At 60.9% G+C, this 20,009-nt stretch carries 23 protein-coding genes; 8 read left to right on the top strand and 15 right to left on the bottom strand.

Features of this window, described 5'->3' with window-relative positions; genetic code table 11:
* Positions 1 to 419 precede the first annotated feature (419 nt).
* The 11 genes from ACFQDI_RS24980 to ACFQDI_RS25030 all read right to left on the bottom strand — a co-directional run bounded on the left by ACFQDI_RS24980 (position 420) and on the right by ACFQDI_RS25030 (position 9,709).
* Positions 420 to 1,256, bottom strand: coding sequence for a hypothetical protein (locus ACFQDI_RS24980; RefSeq protein ID WP_377172201.1), 837 nt, complete (start codon positions 1,254 to 1,256; stop codon positions 420 to 422).
* 261 nt (positions 1,257 to 1,517) lie between these two features.
* Positions 1,518 to 2,858, bottom strand: coding sequence for a sulfate adenylyltransferase subunit 1 (locus ACFQDI_RS24985; protein ID WP_377172203.1), 1,341 nt, complete (start codon positions 2,856 to 2,858; stop codon positions 1,518 to 1,520).
* A 23-nt stretch (positions 2,859 to 2,881) separates the two neighbouring features.
* Complete coding sequence (locus ACFQDI_RS24990) at positions 2,882 to 3,139, bottom strand: hypothetical protein (protein WP_377172205.1); 258 nt, start codon at positions 3,137 to 3,139, stop codon at positions 2,882 to 2,884.
* 8 nt (positions 3,140 to 3,147) lie between these two features.
* Positions 3,148 to 4,056 (bottom strand): sulfate adenylyltransferase subunit CysD, encoded by a 909-nt coding sequence (gene cysD, locus ACFQDI_RS24995; protein WP_377172208.1) that lies wholly within the window; start codon positions 4,054 to 4,056, stop codon positions 3,148 to 3,150.
* A 13-nt stretch (positions 4,057 to 4,069) separates the two neighbouring features.
* Positions 4,070 to 4,816, bottom strand: coding sequence for a sulfite exporter TauE/SafE family protein (locus ACFQDI_RS25000; RefSeq protein ID WP_377172210.1), 747 nt, complete (start codon positions 4,814 to 4,816; stop codon positions 4,070 to 4,072).
* Between the two features lie 6 nt (positions 4,817 to 4,822).
* A complete protein-coding gene (locus tag ACFQDI_RS25005; RefSeq protein ID WP_377172213.1) occupies positions 4,823 to 5,479 on the bottom strand; it encodes a phosphoadenosine phosphosulfate reductase domain-containing protein in 657 nt (218 codons plus the stop codon).
* Positions 5,480 to 5,612: 133 nt separating this feature from the next.
* Entirely contained in the window at positions 5,613 to 5,867 is a 255-nt protein-coding gene (rpmA, locus tag ACFQDI_RS25010; protein WP_377172215.1) for a 50S ribosomal protein L27, read from the bottom strand.
* Between the two features lie 20 nt (positions 5,868 to 5,887).
* Positions 5,888 to 6,202 carry a 50S ribosomal protein L21 gene (rplU, locus tag ACFQDI_RS25015; RefSeq protein WP_377172217.1) on the bottom strand — a complete coding sequence of 105 codons (315 nt, stop codon included), beginning with the start codon at positions 6,200 to 6,202 and terminating at the stop codon, positions 5,888 to 5,890.
* Positions 6,203 to 6,317: 115 nt separating this feature from the next.
* The gene (locus ACFQDI_RS25020) at positions 6,318 to 7,118 is read right to left on the bottom strand and encodes an HAD family hydrolase (RefSeq protein WP_377172219.1); all 801 of its coding nucleotides are present in this window, start codon (positions 7,116 to 7,118) and stop codon (positions 6,318 to 6,320) included.
* Positions 7,119 to 7,131: 13 nt separating this feature from the next.
* Positions 7,132 to 8,544, bottom strand: coding sequence for a hypothetical protein (locus tag ACFQDI_RS25025; protein ID WP_377172221.1), 1,413 nt, complete (start codon positions 8,542 to 8,544; stop codon positions 7,132 to 7,134).
* A 94-nt stretch (positions 8,545 to 8,638) separates the two neighbouring features.
* Positions 8,639 to 9,709, bottom strand: a complete 1,071-nt coding sequence (locus ACFQDI_RS25030; protein WP_377172223.1) for an OmpA family protein — start codon at positions 9,707 to 9,709, stop codon at positions 8,639 to 8,641.
* A gap of 112 nt (positions 9,710 to 9,821) precedes the next feature.
* On the opposite strand from ACFQDI_RS25030, the gene ACFQDI_RS25035 reads away from it, so the two are divergent.
* Genes ACFQDI_RS25035 through ACFQDI_RS25050 form a run of 4 tightly spaced genes read left to right on the top strand, consistent with a single transcriptional unit; the run spans position 9,822 to position 11,858 of the window.
* Positions 9,822 to 10,538, top strand: coding sequence for a superoxide dismutase (locus ACFQDI_RS25035; protein ID WP_377172225.1), 717 nt, complete (start codon positions 9,822 to 9,824; stop codon positions 10,536 to 10,538).
* 23 nt (positions 10,539 to 10,561) lie between these two features.
* Complete coding sequence (locus ACFQDI_RS25040) at positions 10,562 to 11,101, top strand: hypothetical protein (protein ID WP_377172227.1); 540 nt, start codon at positions 10,562 to 10,564, stop codon at positions 11,099 to 11,101.
* Between the two features lie 34 nt (positions 11,102 to 11,135).
* Positions 11,136 to 11,519 carry a rhodanese-like domain-containing protein gene (locus tag ACFQDI_RS25045; RefSeq protein WP_377172229.1) on the top strand — a complete coding sequence of 128 codons (384 nt, stop codon included), beginning with the start codon at positions 11,136 to 11,138 and terminating at the stop codon, positions 11,517 to 11,519.
* Positions 11,520 to 11,552: 33 nt separating this feature from the next.
* The gene (locus ACFQDI_RS25050; protein WP_377172231.1) at positions 11,553 to 11,858 is read left to right on the top strand and encodes a hypothetical protein; all 306 of its coding nucleotides are present in this window, start codon (positions 11,553 to 11,555) and stop codon (positions 11,856 to 11,858) included.
* A 29-nt stretch (positions 11,859 to 11,887) separates the two neighbouring features.
* Here the strand turns inward: ACFQDI_RS25050 and ACFQDI_RS25055 are convergent, their stop codons facing one another.
* The 4 genes from ACFQDI_RS25055 to ACFQDI_RS25070 all read right to left on the bottom strand — a co-directional run bounded on the left by ACFQDI_RS25055 (position 11,888) and on the right by ACFQDI_RS25070 (position 16,283).
* Positions 11,888 to 12,682 (bottom strand): tRNA threonylcarbamoyladenosine dehydratase, encoded by a 795-nt coding sequence (locus ACFQDI_RS25055; RefSeq protein ID WP_377172233.1) that lies wholly within the window; start codon positions 12,680 to 12,682, stop codon positions 11,888 to 11,890.
* Positions 12,683 to 12,740: 58 nt separating this feature from the next.
* Positions 12,741 to 13,769, bottom strand: a complete 1,029-nt coding sequence (locus tag ACFQDI_RS25060; protein WP_377172235.1) for an SMP-30/gluconolactonase/LRE family protein — start codon at positions 13,767 to 13,769, stop codon at positions 12,741 to 12,743.
* Positions 13,770 to 14,001: 232 nt separating this feature from the next.
* Positions 14,002 to 15,399 carry a Gfo/Idh/MocA family protein gene (locus ACFQDI_RS25065; RefSeq protein ID WP_377172237.1) on the bottom strand — a complete coding sequence of 466 codons (1,398 nt, stop codon included), beginning with the start codon at positions 15,397 to 15,399 and terminating at the stop codon, positions 14,002 to 14,004.
* Between the two features lie 32 nt (positions 15,400 to 15,431).
* Positions 15,432 to 16,283, bottom strand: coding sequence for a sugar phosphate isomerase/epimerase family protein (locus ACFQDI_RS25070; protein WP_377172239.1), 852 nt, complete (start codon positions 16,281 to 16,283; stop codon positions 15,432 to 15,434).
* Positions 16,284 to 16,511: 228 nt separating this feature from the next.
* On the opposite strand from ACFQDI_RS25070, the gene ACFQDI_RS25075 reads away from it, so the two are divergent.
* From ACFQDI_RS25075 to ACFQDI_RS25090, 4 genes are all read left to right on the top strand, one after another.
* On the top strand, positions 16,512 to 17,012 hold the full coding sequence (locus tag ACFQDI_RS25075) for a LysM peptidoglycan-binding domain-containing protein (protein ID WP_377172241.1): 501 nt from the start codon (positions 16,512 to 16,514) through the stop codon (positions 17,010 to 17,012).
* Positions 17,013 to 17,104: 92 nt separating this feature from the next.
* Positions 17,105 to 17,716 (top strand): sigma-70 family RNA polymerase sigma factor, encoded by a 612-nt coding sequence (locus ACFQDI_RS25080; protein ID WP_377172243.1) that lies wholly within the window; start codon positions 17,105 to 17,107, stop codon positions 17,714 to 17,716.
* Positions 17,700 to 18,344, top strand: a complete 645-nt coding sequence (locus ACFQDI_RS25085; protein WP_377172245.1) for an anti-sigma factor family protein — start codon at positions 17,700 to 17,702, stop codon at positions 18,342 to 18,344. The genes ACFQDI_RS25080 and ACFQDI_RS25085 overlap by 17 nt, the downstream gene beginning before the upstream one ends.
* Positions 18,341 to 18,838: a hypothetical protein gene (locus tag ACFQDI_RS25090; protein ID WP_377172248.1), complete on the top strand. Its 498-nt coding sequence runs from the start codon at positions 18,341 to 18,343 to the stop codon at positions 18,836 to 18,838. Before ACFQDI_RS25085 ends, ACFQDI_RS25090 begins: the two co-directional genes overlap by 4 nt.
* Positions 18,839 to 20,009: the final 1,171 nt, after the last annotated feature.

The following is a 20,009-nucleotide window of genomic DNA, read 5'->3' on the forward strand; positions in this document are numbered from 1 at the left end:
GTTTGGCGGAGGGAGCTGGGGAGCATGAAATGCACCCGACGCCAAACACACCCAACCTACGCCCAGAGCGCCGCGCCAGAACGTAGGATGGGTGTGGCGACAGCCCGCCCGTCCATCAGCGTACGGCAAGCACCATGGCGTACGAATGCCCTCGCAGTCGGGCGGTTTGGCGGAGGAAGCTGGGGAGCATGAAATGCACCCGACGCCAAACACACCCAACCTACGCCCAGAGCGCCGCGCCAGAACGTAGGATGGGTGTGGCGACAGCCCGCCCGTCCATCAGCGTACGGCAGGCACCATGGCGTACGAACGCCCTCGCAGTCGGGCGGTTTGGCGGAGGGAGCTGGGGAGCATGAAATGCACCCGACGCCAAACACACCCAACCTACGCCCAGAGCGGTGCACGATGCGCGAACGACCTCACTCCTGAGCCGGCACGTTCCAGGTCTGCAGGTGAATGTTCTGGCGCGTGTGGTGCACGGCGGGCTCGAAATTCGTCCAGACAAGGCTGAGCTTGTTGGGGGCTTCGACTTTCCACTCGCTCAGATTGGGCGATCCATATTTGCGCTGCACACGCGGATCGATTTTCTGCTCTCCGTCTTCAAAGGCCAGGTCATCGAGCTTCCAGCCATCCAGGGTGACGTGGAACTCCGCCCTGCCGATGGTCCCCTTCCAGCTGCCGCCGGTGCGGGTGGTGTAGGAGAAGGAGGTGTCTCCCATGACGGAGCGGCCATTGGTGGCGGTGTACTCGCGCTCCACGACCACATCGCGGTCCGGGGGAAAGCTGACGGTGATGGTGTAGAAGTCGGCGGCAGCTCCTTCCATCGAGGTACCCAGATGGCACCTGGACGTTTCCAGATCCTGCCAGCCGCGCAGCTTTTTGGAAGGCACCTCTTTGCCATCCACACGGCTGATCATAGAGTGGATGGTGCCGGTGTCGGCCTCGGTGTGGAAATCCGGGAAGCCGAGCATCTGCACGGCATCGCCCCCCGTTTTGCTGCTGCGAAACACGAAGCGGCAGTGCACGTGCGTCTCCGTCTTGCCGAAGGTGATGTCGATCTTTTCCGACACCATGCGCACGACGGATTCCTCCCCCCGAAACTCGCCCACCGGCTCGGGACCATGCGCACCGAGATTGATGCTGGCATCATTGGCACGCAGAGGCGCAATGATGACGGCAAAGAAGGCTGCTGAGACAATGACGGTGCGGAAAAGCATGCGCCCATACAAGCCAGTGCTGAAGCTGCTGGCAAGCATGGGCGCGATGAAATCCGAATCGGACCTCTTCTCGAAAATGTGTTCGGTGGACCCGGCGAACACAGAGGCAAGGCGGGAGCACGAACCGACGGAGGGGGATCATCTTGATCCCCCCACCTGCAGCGCATTCGCGGATGACGCGGAAACGCCGGGTGCTGCGAGAGCCTGTGGGATCGGGACGATCCCACTCCTCCAGAACGCTGGCGGGCCGCATGGCAGCTCGCTTCCACCAATGAGACCCGTGTTCAGCAGTGCGTGGTATTAAATAGCGACTTCGGCGTCTTCGTCGCCGGCGTCCACCAGAGGCTTGAGGATCATGCCTGCGGCCACGGTGTTGTTCGTCTGTTCATCGACGAGGACGAAGCTGCCGGTGGTGCGGTTCTTGGAGTAGGAGTCGAAGAAGATCGGCGCAGCGCAGCGCAGGCGGATGCAGCCGATGTCGTTCAATGAGAACTCCTTGCTGGCGGCGCTCTTTTCCAGGGTGCTGATGTTCACCTTGTAAAGCACGTCGGTGACGACGGCACGCACGTCATTGGTGGTGTGGCGCAGGTGGAAGCGGCTGCGGGGCTTGAGCGTCTTCTTGTCGGCAAACCAGCAGATCATGGCGTCAAACTCCTGGGCGGTCTGCGCGGGTTCGCCGGCCTTCACAATCATGCCGCCACGGCTGGTGTCGATCTCATCGGCCACGGTGATGCTGTAGCTGAGCTGCGGGATGGCTTCCTCCTGCGGGCCTTCAAAGGTGTGGATGCCGGTGATCTTCGTCTTCATCTCCGAGGGATAGACGAGCACGTCATCGCCCACTTTGAAGGTGCCACTGGCCACGCGACCGGCAAAGCCACGGTAGTCGTGCAGATTCCCGAGCTTGGCGTCTTCGCGGTCGGAGATGGGGCGGATGACCCACTGCACGGGGAAGCGTGCTTCATCGACAGCGGTTTCCGTATGCACCTGCGCGGTTTCGAGATGCTGCAGGAGGGACGGGCCGGTGTACCACGGAGTGTGCTCCGACTTGTCCACCACGTTGTCGCCATTGAGCGCGCTCATCGGGATGGGGGTGACGTGCGGCAGATTTTCGAGGCCTTTGGCAAAGGCCATGTAGTCAGCCACGATCTTGTCATAGACGGCCTGGTCAAAGTTCACGAGGTCCATCTTGTTCACGGCCAGCACGATGTGGCCGATGCGCAGCAGCGAGGCGAGATACGTGTGGCGCATGGTCTGCTCGATGACACCGAGACGCGAATCGATCAGAATGATCGCGAGGTCAGCGGTGGAGGCACCGGTGACCATGTTGCGCGTGTACTGAATGTGCCCTGGAGTATCGGCGATGATGAATTTTCTTTTTGGCGTGGCGAAGTAGCGGTAGGCCACGTCAATGGTGATGCCCTGCTCGCGCTCGGCACGCAGGCCGTCGGTGAGCAAAGCGAGATTCACATGCGCATCGCCACGGCGTTTGGAAGATTCTTCGACAGCGAGAAGCTGGTCTTCGAAGATGGATTTGGAATCATACAGCAAGCGGCCGATGAGCGTGCTTTTGCCATCATCGACCGAACCAGCGGTCGTGAAGCGAAGCAAAGAGGATTCGGTGGGGTTAACGAGAACGTCCATGATAAAAAAGTGAGTGAAGGGGACTATGCGGTCTGGTTGCAGAGGTTTTCGATGCAGTCGCGGTAACCTTGAATGAATTCGTGATCTGGTTCCGGGTCTTGAAGAAGCGTTGCGATGGCTTCTTCTGAAGCTGTTCGAATGGCTTCGATCTCAGCGGGTGAGGCTTCGCGCACGATCGCGGTCATGAAGTCCAGTGTTTCGCAGTCTTCATCTGCCGCGTCTTCATCGTTGCGACGGACGGAAGCGAGATAAGCCACCGAGTAGGAGAGTGCTTCAGCCAATCTTTTCATCAGAAATACCCTTCCTTTTTGCGATCTTCCATGGCGGTCTCGGAGCGCTTGTCGTCGGCACGGGTGCCGCGCTCGGTCTGACGTGCAGCGGCCACTTCGGCGACGATTTCATCAATCGTGCTGGCGGTGGATTCCACGGCGCCGGTGCAGGTGGCGTCGCCGACGGTGCGGAAACGGATGGTCATCTCCTTCACGCGGGGCTTCTCTTCATCGAGCAGCGGGATGATGCCGGTGCTGGCGTCGAGGAGCTGGCCGTGGCGCTCAATGATCTTGCGCTTGTGACTGAAGTAGAGGCTTGGCAGCGGGATGTTTTCCTGGCGGATGTACTGCCAGATGTCCATCTCGGTCCAGTTGCTCAGCGGGAAGACGCGGAAGTGTTCTCCGAAATGCTTGCGGCCGTTGAAGATGTTCCAGAGCTCGGGGCGCTGGTTCTTGGGGTCCCACTGGCCGAACTCATCGCGGTGGCTGAAGAAGCGCTCCTTGGCGCGGGCCTTTTCTTCGTCACGACGACCACCGCCGAGGCAGGCGTCAAACTGATGCTCTTCGATGGTGTCCAGCAGCGTCACGGTCTGCAGCTTGTTGCGGCTGGCGGTGTGGCCTTTCTCCTCCTGCACGCGGCCTTCATCAATGGACTTCTGCACCAGACCCACCGTCAGCGTGGCGCCGATCTCCTGCACGAACCAGTCGCGGTATTCCATGGCCTCAGGGAAGTTGTGGCCGGTGTCCACATGCAGCAACGGGAAGGGCAGCTTGGAGGGGTAGAAGGCTTTGCGTGCGAGCCAGGCCATGACGATGGAGTCCTTGCCGCCGGAGAAGAGCAGCGCGGGCTTTTGGAACTGCGCGGCGGTTTCCCGCAGGATGTAGATGGCCTCGGATTCGAGGAACTGAAGATGGGTGATCGCGGACATGTGACGGGTTGAATTAAAGGATCTTGAAAACGCGGAGGGAATTGACGACGACGATGAGCAGACCCACGAGCACCATGAAGGGCTTGTGCGGGATGTGCTTGGCAGCCCACGCAGCCAGCGGCGCGGCGATGACACCGCCGAGGGCGAGCGCGACGATGATGTTCCAATGCGTGAGGCCGATGGTGAGGAAGAAGGTGATGGAAGCGGAGAGCGTGACGAAGAACTCCACCGCGTTCACGCTTCCAACCGTGATGCGGGTGTCGTTGCCACGGATGATCAGATTTGACGCCACAATGGGGCCCCAGCCACCGCCGCACATGGCATCGACCAGCGCACCGACAAAGCCCAGCGGCGCGAGATGCGTGGTGACTTTCTTGGGCGGCACACGGGTGAAGGCCTTGGCAATGATGACCGCGCCCATGATGATGAGGTACATCGAGATGTAGGGCTTGAGCACCTTGCCGTCGATGGAAGTCAGGATGTAAGCGCCGAGCACGGCACCGATCACCGCTGGGATGAGCAGCCTGCGGAACAGGGTGCGGTCCACATTTCCAAACGCATGATGCGAAAGGCCCGAGGCCCCGGTGGTAAAACACTCCGCAGCGTGCACCGTGGCACTGACCACCTGCGGCGACACGCCAAAGACGGAGAGCAGCGACGAAGCGCTGACGCCATAGGCCATGCCCAGCGCACCGTCGATGAGCTGCGCCACAAAGCCGGCCAGCACGTAGAGCCCAAATTCTGGAGTCAGAAAATCCATGGACGCTTACGCTTTGTCAGTGACGAGCTTGGCGTGCAGGCCGCATTCGTGCTTTTCGTCGCCTTTGGCAGGGTCGTAGTAGGTGCGCTCGTTCGGCAGCTTGTGCTCGGCCAGGTAGGCGTCCATCTCCACGGGCGTCCAGTCGAGGATGGGGTTGACCTTGAGGCAGTTGAACTTGGCGTCCCACATGAAGGGCTGCAGCGTGGCGGCACGCTGGGGGTTCTGCTCCTTGCGCAGCGCGGTGATCCACACCTTCGGGGCCAGCTCGCGCATGCCACGCTCAAAGGGCTCCAGCTTCATGATGCGGCTGAAGGATTCCACGCGCTCCACTTCATCGGGCATCGGCACCTGGCCGCCGTTGAGAGCCAGCCAGTGGGCGGCGGTCATCTTGGGCAGGTAGGGCTTGAGGTTGAGGCTCAGGCGCTCGCGGCTTTTTTCAGCGAAGACGTAGGTTTCGGGGAGATTGGTGCCGTGGTCCACCCAGAGCACGGGCACGTCTGCCTGCTGCTCGGCCACCAGATGCAGGATCACCGCCTCATAGGGGCGGAAATTGGTAGTGACGATGGCACCGCCAGCGGCATGAGCGAGGGCGGTCTTGATGATTTCCTGGGGCGACTGGCCACGAGCAGCGTCGTTGAGAGCTTGGATTTGGTCGGGATTCATGCGAGGGGGAGCGAGTATTCACCCAATTCCCGATGTGTAAAGTAGGAAATTGAAGCGCGAAGGTGAAATTTGGGCATGAAAAAGGGCGCGGGGATGATCCGCGCCCTGATTCAAAACAGACTGGTCGAGCTGATTAAGCCTGAAGGGCTGGCTCGATGTTCACACGGGTGCCGTCCTTGTCGAAAAGCACTTTGCCGTCCACGAGGGCGAAGATGGTGTGGTCGCGGCCAAGACCGACATTGCGGCCTGGAACCCACTTGGTGCCGCGCTGGCGGAGGATGATGTTGCCTGCGATGACGGATTCACCACCGAATTTCTTGACGCCAAGACGCTTGCTCTGGCTGTCGCGACCGTTTTTGACGGAACCTTGTCCTTTTTTATGGGCCATAAGAAGTGAGAAGTAAAAGATTAGGCGTTGATGGCGGTGATCTGCACGAGGGTCAGCGGCTGGCGGTGACCACGGGTCTTGTGGAAGCCCTTGCGCTTGCGGAACTTGAAGGTGGTGGCCTTGTCAGCCTTGTGCTGGCTGAGCACCTTGGCGGAAACGGTGGCACCTGCGACGGTAGGAGCGCCCACTTTGATGCTGCTGCCTTCACCGGCGACGAGCACCTGGTCGAAAGTGGCGATGTCGCCTTCAGCAGCTTCGAGCTTCTCCACGTCGAACTTGTCGCCCACGGAGACTTTGTACTGCTTGCCGCCTGTTTTGATGATTGCGTATGCCATAACCTGAAAAAATGAGAGTTCTACTACCTCTTTTGGGAAGAGGGGCGTGGAGGTTTCCACAGGTCTCCCGCTTCGGCAAGGAAAACTTGCCCTGAAATCTTTAGAAAAGGCAAAATTAAGCTGCCGGAGCCTGGGAATTTCCAAAAAAATGCGTCAGCGCCTCCATCATGCCCTCGCTGGCAAAGCGGCTGGCGACGAACCCGCCACGCGTATGAACGATGCGCTTCACGGGTTCCACGGCATTGCCCGGACAGGCGATCATGCGGGCATGGCGCGGGTCGAGCATGCTGAGGTCGTTGAAATTGTCCCCTGCGGCGAAGCAGGCCGAGGCATCCAGCCCAAGCAGGCGCGCAAGCTCGCTGAGCGCAGTGCCCTTGCTGTAGCCACTGTGCGAAAAGCGCAGGTAGATGCCGTTGCGATGGTAGCCGATGTCCGGGAACTGCCTCGTGTGAGCGTCGATGTAGAGGCAGATGCGGTCCATCTCGAGATCGCTGGTGGCGACGATGCCCATCTCCCCTTCGCCCCCGTTGATGAAGGAGGCATTGGTCTGCGACTCCACCATCTGCCGGATGGCCAGCAGAGATGCCTGGTGGTCCTTGGCAAACCGCTCCTGGGCACGCCGCGCCTGCCGGTTCCAGGAACCGTAGTCGGTCCAGCGGCTGAAGAAGCCCGGCTTATAAATGTCGCTCTCCTGGGCGATGATGAAGTCCGGCTCCATGTAGATGCCGTGCTGGGCCAGCCCCTCGATGACCTGGCTCAAGCCGCGTCCGGTGTTGATCACCCAGGCCGCGCCCTGCCCGCGCAGCATTTGAATCATCTGCCCGAGGCCGGGATGAAACACCGGATCCCTTTCGGGGTGCACGAGGGTGCCATCAAAGTCGAAGCAGAGAATGAACCGATGTTTGGGAGCAGCCATGAAGGGGGCGCACTCATGCCGCGAAAGAGTGCGGCTGCAAGACCGCGATCACACGCCAGAAGGCCAGAAGGCAAAGCGCCCACAGAACAGCCTCATAAATCACAAAGACAGGCAGCCGCATGTTGCGGCGGCGTGCCCGATGCACCAGGGACTCGCTGGCCCAGAGCAGGCTGAGCACCAGCGGTGGATACAGGGCCAGATGACGGCTGCCCCACGTGAGCACCGGCACGTCCCAGCCGAAATCCAGGGTGCAGGCCGCGAAGGCCAGAATGCTGAAAAGGGCCAGCGGGGCCGTTTCAGGATGCAGGGCCTGCCCGGCATGCGCCGCACGTGGCGCCACGAAGGCAATGATCAGCAGCAGCAAGCCAAGAATGCCGGCGAGCACGATCACAAAAACGCCGCGCTCATGCGGCAAAGAATCAAAGCTCCAGGGAAACTGCAGCACCTCCTCCAGCATTTTGAGCCCCCCCTGCCAGAAACGCCCCTTCACCTCCTCAGGTGCATGCGCTGCCATGTAGGTGGCGTAGCTCGGGAGCTCATCCTTCGGCACCGCCTGCAGGGCCTCGCGTGTCCGGTGCGCTGCCGTCCACTGCTGCATGGCCTCTTCATTTTTGAACCAGCGCCAGTGGAAAGGCGCGGCATCTCCCAGCTTCTCCTTCGAGTAGGCAAGCATGGGCCCGACGGTGATCAGGTGGCATGCCACCAGGAGGATCATGCCCAGCCAGTGATTGCGCCATACCCAGAGAGACGTGCCGCCCTCATGCGGCAGGTGGGCCAGCACCCAGCCCCACAGCCAGCGGAGGCTGCTGACAAAAACAAACACCAGCACCAGCGTGGTGGTGGTGGGCAGCGTCAGGTTTGCCAGCGCCGAGATCAGCCCGATCAAACCGTAGAGCCAGAGGGAATTGCGCTTCAGCGCCGCCACGCAGCACACCCAGACAAGCAGAAAGAGCAGCTGAAACAGCACATCGGGGGAAAACTCCGCCGTGGAGGGCAGCAGCACGCCAAAGCCGATGGTCAAAATCGTGAGCAGCGCCGCAGGCACCGAAAACGCCCGCGCCGCCGCCAGCCCCAGCATCCATAAAAACCCCAGCCCCAGCCCCATGAGCCAGCGCCTGCCGGCTTTGACCACATGCTGATGATCCTGGTCCAGGGCGCCGGACGGCACGGACTGCCCCAGGGAGACATTCCACGCTGCCAGCCAGGGCCAGAGCGGACGGACCACCCCGTCTGTGCGGTGTGGCAGCCAGTCGTTCAGCGGCCGCGAAACGCTTTTGGAGAAATCCGGCGTGAGATCCTGCCGGGTCTCAATGGCTGCGTTCAGGTACAGGCGCTCATGCTCTGAAAGACTGGCCGGAGAGCCGGCCTCCTGCCGCTGAAAGGCCTGCACATAGCACCAGGCAAAAAAGAGCAGACAGGCGGTCATCACCAGCCAGCGGCCACCGCGCAACCAAAGTTTAGTTAACTGCAGGAACACGGACTTCACCGGTATGCGGGCTGCGAGGTTGACGTGAAACGGGTTACTTCTTGGGCCTCACCTTGATTTCCACACGGCGGTTCATGCCCTGCTGCTCAGCGGTGCCTGCGGTGCTGACGATCGGTTTCGACTTGCCCATGCCCATGGCCTGGATCCTGTCCGTCCCAAGCCCGAGGGACTCGCGCAGCCAGCTCACCACGGCGTTCGCACGCCTCATGCTCAGCTCGAGATTGTATTCCTCGCCGCCAAAGCTGTCTGTGTGGCCTTCGATGATGAAGAGGGAGTCCGGGTTTTTTTGGATGAGGAAGCCCAGCTTCATCAGGCTGAGGCGTGCTGCTTCAGCGAGCTGATCGCTGCCATACTCAAACAGCAGGTCGGTGGGCATCAGGATTGGGGCCGTGCTGCCGCCCATCTTGCCGCCGCCGCCGAGCAGGTCATCCAGATTGCTGAAGCCTTTGACTCGCGCGCCTGCGGCAGTCGCGGTGCCCTGGCTTTTCACAGCGTCAAGCAGGCCGCTGTCCATCTTGCCACCCTCGCCAGGGTCTGCAGCTCCGGCGTCCAGCAGCATCTGTTTTTCCGAGAGCGGCTTGGAAAGGACATCCCTGCGAACGCTGGCCATCTCGGCGGCAATGTCCGGACCGTCCATGGACTGGGGGGCGAGCAGCTTGGCCATGTCGCTGCCCTTGGGCGTGCCAGGCGCGCCATCACCGGGGTCGTTGGCACGGATGAAATTGGTGATCTCCTTCACATTCGGCGTGAGGTCGATCTCCTGGTTCTTTGGCAGCTCCTGCAGCTTGTCAAAATCATCCAGCTTCGGCTCAAAGGCCTTCATGTCCGGCACGTTTCCCGGAGCGATGATTTCCGGAATCTGCTGAATGGCCTGCTGCTCCTTGAGCAGGCGCTCATCGATGCGAAAACGCTCCGGCACATCCCGAGGCTTGGCGGGAGGCACGTCCGAAATGCCCAGTGAGTCAAACCCGACGACAAGCATCATGTGAAACACGACAGAGAGGATCAGGGCAAACATGACCCACCACTTCAGGCTCCAGTCGTCTCGGGAACGAAAAGAGGACTGCGGAGTGGTCCACTCGGGGGGATGGATGACTGCGGCCATGACAGATTTTCGCCAAATTATCACGGTGACAAAAGAATGCACGCGGCACTTTCGCCGTGACATCGCCCCTGCTGTCTTCGTATTCTAGGGCTCTACCCACACCCCAAACACCATGAATCGCCGCCACTTCCTGACCACCAGCACCGCTGCACTTGCAGGCTCGTTCCTTGCACCTTCCAGGAGCCATGCGCTGGACCTCACCCAGGCTCCCCTGCCCTATGCCCCGGAAGCCCTGGAACCCCACATCGATGCGATGACGATGAACATCCACTTCGGCAAGCACCACACGGCCTACATCTCCAAGCTGGGTGACGCGCTCAAGGCGGCCAACATCAGCAAAACTGACGCGATTGAACTGGTGTCCGACATCAAAGCACTCCCCGAGGCTGCGCAGACCGCCATCCGCAACAACGGCGGGGGGCACGTGAACCACACCTGGTTCTGGAAATGGATGGCACCGGCCGGCAGCGGCCCGAAAGGCCCCGAAGGCAAGCTGGGAGAGGCCATCCAGAGCACCTTCACCAGCATCGACGACTTCAAAAAACTTTTTGGAGAAGCCGGCGTGAAGCGTTTTGGCTCAGGCTGGGCCTGGCTCATCGTCACCAAAGACGGCAAGCTGAAGGTCACCTCGACGCCGAATCAGGACAACCCGCTCATGAAGGGCATCGTGGATGAGGCCGATCTCGGCACCCCGATCCTCGGCCTGGATGTCTGGGAGCACGCCTACTACCTCAAGTATCAGAACAAGCGCCCTGACTACATCGCCGCGTGGTGGAATGTCGTGAACTGGGCAGAGGTCGCCAAAGGCTATGCTGCTGCAAAGGCCTAGGCTGTTCCCACTGCATCGTGCCCATGACAAACCTCATCGAGGTCAAGCTCACGGAGTTGAACCAGCTGTTCAACTCCCTGGACCCCTCGCCTTTCCATGAGCGTGACCTGGACCACGATGCGGAGGAGTTTATCGTCAGCTGGGCGCAGGAGCACCCGCACAAACACGGTCTGAAGCTCGTTGTGCATCTGGCGAAACACCCCGCCGGTGTCGCCGATGCACAACAGCTTGTTGCCGATTCCGTCGCCCACTATTTTGAATACCGTGCCGACATGGCGCTGCGTGATCTCAGGCGTCTCATGCGCGAAGGGCGCGTCTCCCTGCTGATCGGCCTGCTGTTTCTGGGGCTGTGCCAGTTCACCGCCACCCTGCTCAACCCGGCTGAAACCAGCTGGCAGAGTGTCGCCCGCGAAGGGCTGACCATCATCGGCTGGGTGGCCATGTGGAAGCCGCTGGAAATCTATCTCTACCGCTGGTGGCCTCTGCTGAAGCTGCGAAAGCTCTACCGGCGGCTGAGCCACATGCCCGTCGAAGTCCACTGCGCCACCTCCGCCTCAGCGTGAAACTTCAAACCTCAACCTTGTAACCCAGCCACCCATGAAACATCTCATCACCACCCTCATTCTCACCCTCATCCTACCCGCCATGTCCCTTGCTGCAGACCCCGTGAAACATGTGAAAGCCGACGAAGCCGCCAAAATCATCTCCGCAGAAAAGGTCGTGATCGTGGATGTGCGCACGCCGGACGAATTCAAGGACGGGCACATCCAAGGCGCGAAGAACATCGACATCATGTCCGCCGACTTTGAAGCGCAGCTGGCCAAGCTGGACAAGACCCAGCCCACGCTGGTGCACTGCCAGGCCGGCGGCCGCAGCACCCGGGCGCTGCCGTCTTTTGAAAAGCTGGGCTTCACCCACCTCATCCACATGGACGACGGCTTTGGCGGCTGGGTCAAGGCGGGCAAGCCGGTGGCGAAGTGAGGTGCAGGCCCAGCCGATCCTTTCCTCCAGATCATGGAAGCGTTCCCTTACTTCCTGGGCCTCGCCGCCGTCTTTTCCATCTTCAGCTTCGGTCTTCTCTACCGCAAAGTCTGGATGTGGTATCTCGGCTGGATCGTCTTCTACCTCATGGCCTCCTACTTCGGCAGTTTTTTCGTGTCCGCCCTCTTCGAAGCCAGGACCCCTGCGCAGGAGGCCTCTGCATTCGTTTACCTTGCTGGTGGCTTTTTGTGCTGGCTGCCCCTCGTTGCTTGGTGGGCAAAGCAACGCCGCTCCTTTGGAATCCGTGATAGCCGGCCAAAGTCGTCGGCCGGGGATTGATCACAAGATTAGCGCATTCTGCGCTCCTCTCATCCCTCGGCTGCCAGCCTCCGCACCACCTCCGCCGCCAGCACAAAGCCAAACGTGCCGGTGACATGCGTCGCCGCGCCAAAGCCTGCGGCGCAGTCGAGGCGGAGGCCGGTTTCAGCACCCGATTCGGGCTCCAGAGAGCAGGAGCCATCCGCCCAGGGGTAGACAGGTTTCTCGCTGGAAAAAACGCAGGGGATGCCCATGGCCAGAGGGCGGCCTTCCTCGCTCTTGGGAAAGCTGTGCTGGCGGCGCAGGCACTGGCGCACACCTTTGAGCAGCGTGTCCGCCCCGGCATGACCGAGATCTGACGTGCGGATGAGTGTGGGATCTCGCCTCCCGCCTGCAGAACCCGAGGTGATGACGGGCATGCCGCGAGCATGGCACCTGGCCAGAATCAGCGCCTTGATGGAGGTGCGGTCCACGGCATCGACCACAAAATGGAAATCTGGCGCGAGCAGGCGATCCACATTCGACTCCGTGAGGAACTCGATGACCCGGTTCACGCGGCAGGCGGGATTGATCTCCGCCACACGTGCGGCCAGCACATCCACCTTGGAAACACCCACGGTGTGCGCCAGCGCCGGGAGCTGACGGTTGGTGTTGGTGATGCAGACATCGTCCATGTCGATCAGCGTCAGCTCGCCAATGCCGCTGCGTGCCAGGGCTTCGACCACCCAGGAGCCCACGCCACCGACGCCCACGATGGCCACATGCGCCGCCTGAAGGCGCGGCAACGCCGCAGCTCCGTAAAGCCGTCCGATGCCGCCAAAGCGCTGCGTGTAGGATTCATCCATGCGCTCGTTTAATACGACCGCAGCCGAAGATCAAGACGCCGTGCTGACCGAAGCAGCCTCAGCAATGATGAGCGCCTCGCGTGTTCACATGCAGCGAGTAGAGGCTCTGGGAGGCCGTGATGAACAGGCGGTTCCGCTTCGGCCCGCCAAAGCAGAGATTGCTGACGGTTTCGGGCAGCTTGATGTAGCCCAGCATTTTGCCTTCGGGATTGAAGACATGCACACCATCGTAGCCATCGCCAATCCATCCGGCGCTGGCCCAGAGATTGCCCTCCACATCGCAGCGGATGCCGTCTGAGTTGCCCTTCGCTTTTTTGTCCGCCAGTGCGCCTTTGTTGGTGGTGAAAACCTTGCCGTTTTTCACGGTCTTCCCATCCACATCATAGACGCGGATGTTTTTCGGCGAACCGGTGTCCACGATGTACACTTTCTTATAATCTGGCGAGAAGCAGAGCCCGTTGGGCTTCTCCAGATCCTCGGTGATCTTGGTGATCTCTCCGCCGGGATCGATGCGATAGACGGACTCTTTGAGGTGGAGCTCCCCTTTGTTTCCTTCGTAGTCCATCATGCTGCCGTAGCCGGGATCGGTGAACCAGACGGAGCCGTCTGCATGCACCGCGCCGTCGTTCGGGGCATTGAGCGGTTTGCCCTCAAACTTGTCCGCCAGCACGGTGACGCTGCCGTCCAGCTCATAGCGGACGACGCGGCGTGTGGCATGCTCAAAGGAGATCTGGCGGCCTTGCAGGTCGAAGGTGTTGCCGTTGCTGTTGTTGGCGTTGTTGCGCAGCACGGAGACATGTCCGTCCTCGGGCAGGTAACGCATCTGGGCGTTGTTGGGGATGTCGCTCCACACGAGGTAGTTGCCGGTGCCGTTCCAGGCAGGGCCTTCGGCCCAGAGCATGCCGGTGTGCAGGCGGCGGATGGGGGAGTTTCCCTGAATGAGTTTTTCAAACTCAGGCTCCAGCACGATGACATCCGGGTCAGGGTAGCGCTCCGGGGTCTGGCCTGACCAGTCGCGCGAGAGCAGGGTCGTGGTGGCGGCGGAAACGGCAAAGCTGGTGAGAAAAGTGCGGCGGCTGGTGTTCATGAAGCTGTGGTTGTAGCGAAGAGAACGTGCGATTGGCAAGGGATTTGGCGGGTGTTTTGAACTGGCCGGAAGAAGCCGCTGAAATCCGAGAGTTCAGCGGAGGGGGTTGGACACTTTTACCCGGTGAGCGCAAAGCCGCGCTGGCCGACAGGCAGGAGTGCCTGTCGTACTCCAGAAAAAAGCCCCGGCTGCATCGCTGCAACCGGGGCCAGAGTGAACCTGAACGGCGGGATTACACGATCTCAACGTTCTGGCGGCCGTGCTCGGCGTAGTCCTTGGCGGCCCAGCCGGGGATGGCGACGGGGTACCAGCCTTCGGCGTCGGGTTTGACCGGAGCCTCGGACTCGGGGGTGATGATGCTGGGCATGTGCTGCACCTTGCTGTTGAGCACGTCATCCCATTTCAGCTCTTTGCCGGAATAGGTGGCCATGCGCCCCATGAGGGCCGTCATGGTGGACTCAGCACCGTAGTAGGCGTTGTTCAGCGGCTTGTTTTCGCGAATGGCGGCCTGCAGGATGTCGTGCTCGGTCTGGTATGGATCCGGGTCGAGGCGTTTCGCGGCCTTGCCCTTGGCGTCGCCAATGTCTTTGCCGCCGGGGCGGTACTTCCAGATGGTGTTGCCCTTGTGGTCGTTGGCATAGCAGCGGCCGCCGTTGTCCAGATAGATCTTGCCCTTGGTGCCGGTGAATTCCTCGCGCACGGCATTGCTCACACCGGACTGGTGGCGGCACTGGCTGTTGATGCGCACACCGTTTTCATAGGTGTACTCCACGTAGTGGTGGTCATAAATCTGGCCGAACTTCTTGTCCACACGCTGCATACGGCCGCCCATGCCCTGGGCGCTGACGGGGTGGCCGCCGATGAACCAGTTGGCCACGTCGATGTTGTGGATGTGCTGCTCGTTGATGTGGTCGCCGCACAGCCAGGTGAAGAAGTACCAGTTGTTGATCTGGTAGAGGAGCTCGCTCTGGCCGGGAAGCTTGTCGCGGAACCAGATGCCACCGCCATTCCAGTACACCTGGCCGGAGACGATGTCGCCGATGATGCCCTGCTCTTTCACCTGCGTGAGGGCTTCCTTGTAGCAGTTCTGGTAGCGGCGCTGCAGGCCCACGACCACTTTGAGGTTCTTTTCATCGGCCACCTTGGCCATCTCCAGCACCTTGCGCACACCGGGGGCGTCCACGGCCACGGGCTTTTCCATGAAGATGTTTTTGCCGGCGTTTACCGCGGCTTCGAAGTGGTACGGACGGAAGCCGGGAGGCGTGGTGAGGATGACGAGGTCGCAGCAGTCGATGACTTTTTTGTAGGCATCCATGCCGACGAAGTTGCGGGAGTCGTCCACCTTGACCTTGTCAGGATTTTTGTCGCGCAGGCCGCTCAGCGCTTTGTCGGTCTTTTCTTTGAAGGCGTCTGCCACGGCGTGCAGCGTCACCCCCTGCTGTTTGGTGCTCAGAGCCTGATTGGCAGCGCCGGTGCCGCGGCCGCCGCAGCCGATGAGGCCGATTTTGATTTCATCGCTGCCGGCTGCCCAGGCAGACTGGGCGACGGTCAGCGCACTGGCGGCGGCGGTGGTGCCGATAAACTGGCGGCGGGAAGTGGCCGCAGCGGGAGTGGTTGTTGGTGTGTTCATGTTGGGATGAATGGCTGGGTGTGGGCTTGATCTCAGGCGAGCGCGTTTTTGATGAGCGCGAAGCCTTCGGTGTAAACTTGTTCGGTGCTCGGGAAGAAATCGCGCCAGACACGGGTGGCGGCGGCGAGGTCCGGCAGGGCGCTGCCAAAGGCCTCGATGGTCATCCAGCCGTCATAGCCGATTTTCTTGAGGTGCTTGATCTGCTCCACGATGTTGATGTGGCCACGGCCTGGGGTGCCGCGGTCATTTTCAGAAATGTGCACGTGGTTGAGCTTGCCGGAGGCAAAGACGGTGTCGATGGCGGCGATGGGGCTCTTCTCTTCGATGTTGGCGTGGAAGGTGTCGTACATCGTGCCGAAGTTTGGATGATCCACGCGCTTCACGTAGGCGGCGGCCTGCTCCATGGTGTTGAGCAGGTGGGCCTCAAAGCGGTTCAGCGCCTCGATGGCGCACTTCACGCCGGCAGCTTCTGCTATGGGGGCGATGGCGCGGTGCACCTCAGCAGCACCTGCGAGTTCGGCCTCCGAGGGGAAAGCGCCCGTGAACTGGCCCAGCACCTGGTAGTAAGGACCGCAGAGCGTCTGCACGCCGGCATTGTGCGCGCATTCGATGACGCGCTTGAGATGATCGATGGCACCCTGGCGGTTCGCAGCCACGGGGCTGATGGCATTGTGAGCCTCGTCCGGCAGCACAGTCACGGCGGTGCACTCGAGGCCATTGTCCTTGAGCACCTGGCCGATGCCCTTGAAATGGGCGGGGTTGCTGACGTCGAAGATCGGAACCTCGACCCCATCATAGCCGGTGGCCTTGAGTTTTTCGATGACAGGGTAGTTAGCCTCGGTGATGTGGCCGGAGTAGAGAAGAAGATTGAAGCCGATTTTCATGGGGTGGGACGCGAAGCTAGGGAATGCCAGGCCTATTGGCAAGACCTGTGTCGGAAGATTTCCCCGCTCAGGCACAACGCCTCGGCCACGCGCACTATTGCGCCAACCTGCGGAAATCGCAGCTCAGGCGCATGAGCGGCAAATTTGGCATTGAAAAGGATGCGCCTGATTTCATTAGTGGCTAGATTACCGGCCCCGCGTGTTTGCTCGCTGGAACCTCGCCCTACCATGACTGCTCTTCGAATCCTTGCGCTGTCCGCCTCCTGCCTTTTCCTGGCCTCCTGTGAGAACTTGAAAAAGTCGGGCAGCAGCGATCCCTACGCATCAAACTACGGCAATGACGGGCACTACAACCCCTACCCGGGTCAGAGTGGCTACGCCTCCTCCTCGGCGCCGAAATACCAGACACCGCCAGCCCCGCCCTCTCTGCCACCGGAGCCGGAGCCCCCGGTGAACCCTTATGCCTTCAGCAGCTCGAAAAAGGTGACTCCTCCCAGCAGTTCAGCCGCGCCCAAGAAAAGCAGTGCGTCTGGCAGCTCTGCCAAGAAAAAAGCCACGGCGTCCAAGAGCTCGGCCAAAAAATCCGGCGGATCGCGGTACACGGTCGCCAAAGGCGACACGCTGTCTGCCATCGCCCGGAAAAAGGGCACTTCCGTTTCCAAGATCAAGGCCGCCAATGGCCTCAGCAGCGATCTGATCCGGCCGGGTCAGAGCCTGAAGATTCCCTGATTCAACGTCCGCTGCACTTTTTGGCTCCAAAAAGTGCTGAGACCTGAATAAATTTCCACTCAAGGTCGTCAATCCTTCGCCATCAAACATCCATGCCTGCCTCAGCCTCGACTGACCCTGGCGAAGTCTCCGACCTCGACTTGGTCAAGCGCAGCCAAGCTGGCGACACACGGGCCTTTGACGTCCTCGTCACTCGCTACCGTGGGAGGATCTACGCCATGACCTACCACCTCATCCAGAACGAAACCGAAGCCTGGGATCTCGCCCAGGAGGCCTTCATCAAGGCCTGGCGTGCGCTGCCGACGTTCAAGCATGATGCGGGGTTTTACACCTGGCTCTACCGGATAGCCCACAACGTCAGCTATGACTGGCTGCGGAAGAAAAAGATCCAGGGGGATGGTGAATTTGATGACGAGCGCACCGAACACCGTGTCGCCGCCGGCGCAGAGGCGGCGCCGAAAGGGGACCTCGCGCCTGACACGGCGCTGCGCAACGCCGAGCTCGGGCAGCGTATTCAGGAGGCCATCGCCAAGCTCTCGCCCGAGCACCGGCAGGTCATCGTGCTGCGGGAGGTGGAGGGGCTCGCCTATGAAGAAATCGCCGCTCTGATCCCCTGCTCCCTCGGCACGGTCATGTCACGTCTCTTTTACGCACGCAAAAAACTTCAGGAACAACTCCACGACGTTTATGAAACATCCCTCTGAAGAACATGATCTCATCCGCTGGATAGATGGCGAGATGAATGAAACCGAGAGCCGCGCGTTTGAGACCCGCCTCAAATCCGACCCGGTGCTCGCCAAAGAAGCTGCGGAAATGCGCGCACTCAGCGCCAGCCTCCGCACCCACCTGCCTGCAGAAATGCGGGTGCCGCACGCAGATTACTTCAACACGCAAATCGGAGTGCGCATCACCCAGATGGCGCTGGATGAAGCACGCGCCAGGCAGGCTGCCCCTGGCCTTGGCAGCCTGCTGCAATGGCTGCGGAAGCCCTGGTTTGCAGTGGCAGGTGCCGCAGCCCTCGCAGTGCTGGGCTTCGTGGTGCTGAACCCTGAAAACGGGGGGGCCTCCGAAAGCATGATTCTCAGCTCCTACACGCCCAACACGCATGTGCAGGCACGCACCTACCACGACGATGCTGCGGAAGCCACCGTGCTGATGCTGGACGGCCTGGATGCCGTGCCTGCGGAAAGAAAAGTGTCTGGAATCCATGTCGGGCGCAGTGAGGTGGAACCCGAGCTGGCCTCAACCACGATGTACAACTCACAGGGCGCCGCAGTGCTCATGATTTCGCGTGACGCGCTAGGCAATCCCCTGCTCACCCCGCGCGGATGAAATTCTTTCTCCCAGCGCTGACGTTTGTTTTTCTCACGGCTTTTGCCCAGGGGCAGGGGCAGCCTGCAGCCGTGGTTTCCTCCGTCAAGCACGCGACGGACGGGCATGTCTGGGGAGCGCTCATTTTCGCCACCAATGATGCCAGCCAGCTGACAGGAGCCAAGGAGCCTATGCAGGCTGAGCTGCCAAAGCTGAATGAGCGCCTCTCGAAAGTATTTCCGTACAAACACTTCGAAATCCTGGGCCAGCACCGTCAGGACATTTTCCGGGAGTATGAATCGTGGGTCGTTCCCTCCCGGGATCTGTTCATGAAGATAGACTCCAAAGGTCCAGCCGAGCGTGGCGGGGTCAATCTGCACCTCCAAGTCTGGCGTGAGCACCAGGTGCTGGTCAAAAGTGATGCTGTTTTGCGCAAGGACAGTCCTTTGTTTATCGGCGGCCCTCCCTGGAAAGATGGGCGTTTGATTTTTGTTCTGTTTCTGGAGGGCAAATAAGCAGGCTCCAAGCGAAGCCTGCCGAGCATTGAGACGGGCGTTTCCTCTGTTGAGACCGCATGGCGGCAGTATGCAGACCAGCTGCTTTGAATGTGCGTGCAGAGCGACGTGTAAACACTACTGACAAAAGATCTGCCTTCAGGGACTCAATGAGTCAGTGGCCGCCGTCACGCGTCGTGTTACACCACGCACAGCTGAAAACGGGTCTCATGGGTGAAAGCCAGCATTCCATGCGGCCAGCCCGCGCTCTGGAGGAGTGGGATCGTCCCGATCCCACACGTTCCCGCATCGCCCAGCGCCCTCGCAGATCCACAAACACGCTGCAGGTGGGGGGATCAAGATGATCCCCCTCCGTCGCTGCGGCGAAGCCTCAGGCGGAGTGGGATCGTCCCGATCCCACACGTTCCCGCAGCGCCCTGCGTCTTCGCAGATCCACGAACACGCTGCAGGTGCGGGGATCAAGATGATCCCCCTCCGTCGGATCGTGCCTCCACCTTCAGACCCGTTTTCATCGCATCGTGGTATGAGACGCTTGTTGTGGTGTTCTTGCGGTTGAGCGGGGCAAGGGGAATCTCAGTCGTGACGTGACAGGTCTGGCAGGGGGGGGCAGCCAGCACTACCCATGCTGGGCAAGCGCGTGCCCGGCGCAGGCGATTTCGGCTGGCTGCGGGAAAGGCGCTCCGCCGGCGATCATTGCCCCGGTTACAGGACGCGACACGCTGTGGCGCTGGGGGCTTCGCATCCGCCGGCATGACTGCGCGCAAAACACCTTGCCGTTGGGCAGGCAGTCTCTGCCGCGAAAGTCATGGGCTCCGACGGCTGCTGGCTGGGGAAAGCCAGCGCTGCCTGTGCTGGGCAGACGCGTGAGGCGGGGAGGCGTGTCCCCTCAAGCCTGCGCTGGGTGATGCGAGGCTGGCGTTTCGGCAATGATTTTGGAAGACGCCGCCAACGCACAGAGGTTTCAGGCGTTTGAGCGGCCGGGCTGGTGCCGGCGGGCCGCGTTTTTGCCCGTGGTTTGCGGCAGGCGCGGCTGGGATGGGATGGGGGCACAAAAAACCCCGCATCCTTTTGAGGGGATGCGGGGTGATGTTTAATCTGGCAACGTCCTACTTTCGCATAGCCTTTCGCCATACTATCATCGGCGCAACAGCGTTTCACTTCCGTGTTCGGA

This window comes from Prosthecobacter fluviatilis, assembly GCF_042655725.1.
In the GTDB taxonomy this organism is placed as follows: domain Bacteria; phylum Verrucomicrobiota; class Verrucomicrobiia; order Verrucomicrobiales; family Verrucomicrobiaceae; genus Prosthecobacter; species Prosthecobacter fluviatilis.

What these genes read in the sequence shown, in the direction of transcription:
- ACFQDI_RS25085 (WP_377172245.1), top strand. Translation starts at nt 17,700, where the DNA reads ATGAAACATCCCTCTGAAGAACATGATCTCATCCGCTGGATAGATGGC.
- ACFQDI_RS25000 (WP_377172210.1), bottom strand. Translation starts at nt 4,816, where the DNA reads ATGGATTTTCTGACTCCAGAATTTGGGCTCTACGTGCTGGCCGGCTTT.
- rpmA (WP_377172215.1), bottom strand. Translation starts at nt 5,867, where the DNA reads ATGGCCCATAAAAAAGGACAAGGTTCCGTCAAAAACGGTCGCGACAGC.
- cysD (WP_377172208.1), bottom strand. Translation starts at nt 4,056, where the DNA reads ATGTCCGCGATCACCCATCTTCAGTTCCTCGAATCCGAGGCCATCTAC.
- ACFQDI_RS25055 (WP_377172233.1), bottom strand. Translation starts at nt 12,682, where the DNA reads ATGGATGAATCCTACACGCAGCGCTTTGGCGGCATCGGACGGCTTTAC.
- ACFQDI_RS25090 (WP_377172248.1), top strand. Translation starts at nt 18,341, where the DNA reads ATGAAATTCTTTCTCCCAGCGCTGACGTTTGTTTTTCTCACGGCTTTT.
- ACFQDI_RS25040 (WP_377172227.1), top strand. Translation starts at nt 10,562, where the DNA reads ATGACAAACCTCATCGAGGTCAAGCTCACGGAGTTGAACCAGCTGTTC.
- ACFQDI_RS24980 (WP_377172201.1), bottom strand. Translation starts at nt 1,256, where the DNA reads ATGCTTGCCAGCAGCTTCAGCACTGGCTTGTATGGGCGCATGCTTTTC.
- ACFQDI_RS25035 (WP_377172225.1), top strand. Translation starts at nt 9,822, where the DNA reads ATGAATCGCCGCCACTTCCTGACCACCAGCACCGCTGCACTTGCAGGC.
- ACFQDI_RS25030 (WP_377172223.1), bottom strand. Translation starts at nt 9,709, where the DNA reads ATGGCCGCAGTCATCCATCCCCCCGAGTGGACCACTCCGCAGTCCTCT.
- ACFQDI_RS25070 (WP_377172239.1), bottom strand. Translation starts at nt 16,283, where the DNA reads ATGAAAATCGGCTTCAATCTTCTTCTCTACTCCGGCCACATCACCGAG.
- ACFQDI_RS25005 (WP_377172213.1), bottom strand. Translation starts at nt 5,479, where the DNA reads ATGAATCCCGACCAAATCCAAGCTCTCAACGACGCTGCTCGTGGCCAG.
- ACFQDI_RS24985 (WP_377172203.1), bottom strand. Translation starts at nt 2,858, where the DNA reads ATGGACGTTCTCGTTAACCCCACCGAATCCTCTTTGCTTCGCTTCACG.
- ACFQDI_RS25045 (WP_377172229.1), top strand. Translation starts at nt 11,136, where the DNA reads ATGAAACATCTCATCACCACCCTCATTCTCACCCTCATCCTACCCGCC.
- ACFQDI_RS25075 (WP_377172241.1), top strand. Translation starts at nt 16,512, where the DNA reads ATGACTGCTCTTCGAATCCTTGCGCTGTCCGCCTCCTGCCTTTTCCTG.
- ACFQDI_RS25080 (WP_377172243.1), top strand. Translation starts at nt 17,105, where the DNA reads ATGCCTGCCTCAGCCTCGACTGACCCTGGCGAAGTCTCCGACCTCGAC.
- ACFQDI_RS25060 (WP_377172235.1), bottom strand. Translation starts at nt 13,769, where the DNA reads ATGAACACCAGCCGCCGCACTTTTCTCACCAGCTTTGCCGTTTCCGCC.
- ACFQDI_RS25050 (WP_377172231.1), top strand. Translation starts at nt 11,553, where the DNA reads ATGGAAGCGTTCCCTTACTTCCTGGGCCTCGCCGCCGTCTTTTCCATC.
- ACFQDI_RS25065 (WP_377172237.1), bottom strand. Translation starts at nt 15,399, where the DNA reads ATGAACACACCAACAACCACTCCCGCTGCGGCCACTTCCCGCCGCCAG.
- ACFQDI_RS25025 (WP_377172221.1), bottom strand. Translation starts at nt 8,544, where the DNA reads ATGACCGCCTGTCTGCTCTTTTTTGCCTGGTGCTATGTGCAGGCCTTT.
- rplU (WP_377172217.1), bottom strand. Translation starts at nt 6,202, where the DNA reads ATGGCATACGCAATCATCAAAACAGGCGGCAAGCAGTACAAAGTCTCC.
- ACFQDI_RS25020 (WP_377172219.1), bottom strand. Translation starts at nt 7,118, where the DNA reads ATGGCTGCTCCCAAACATCGGTTCATTCTCTGCTTCGACTTTGATGGC.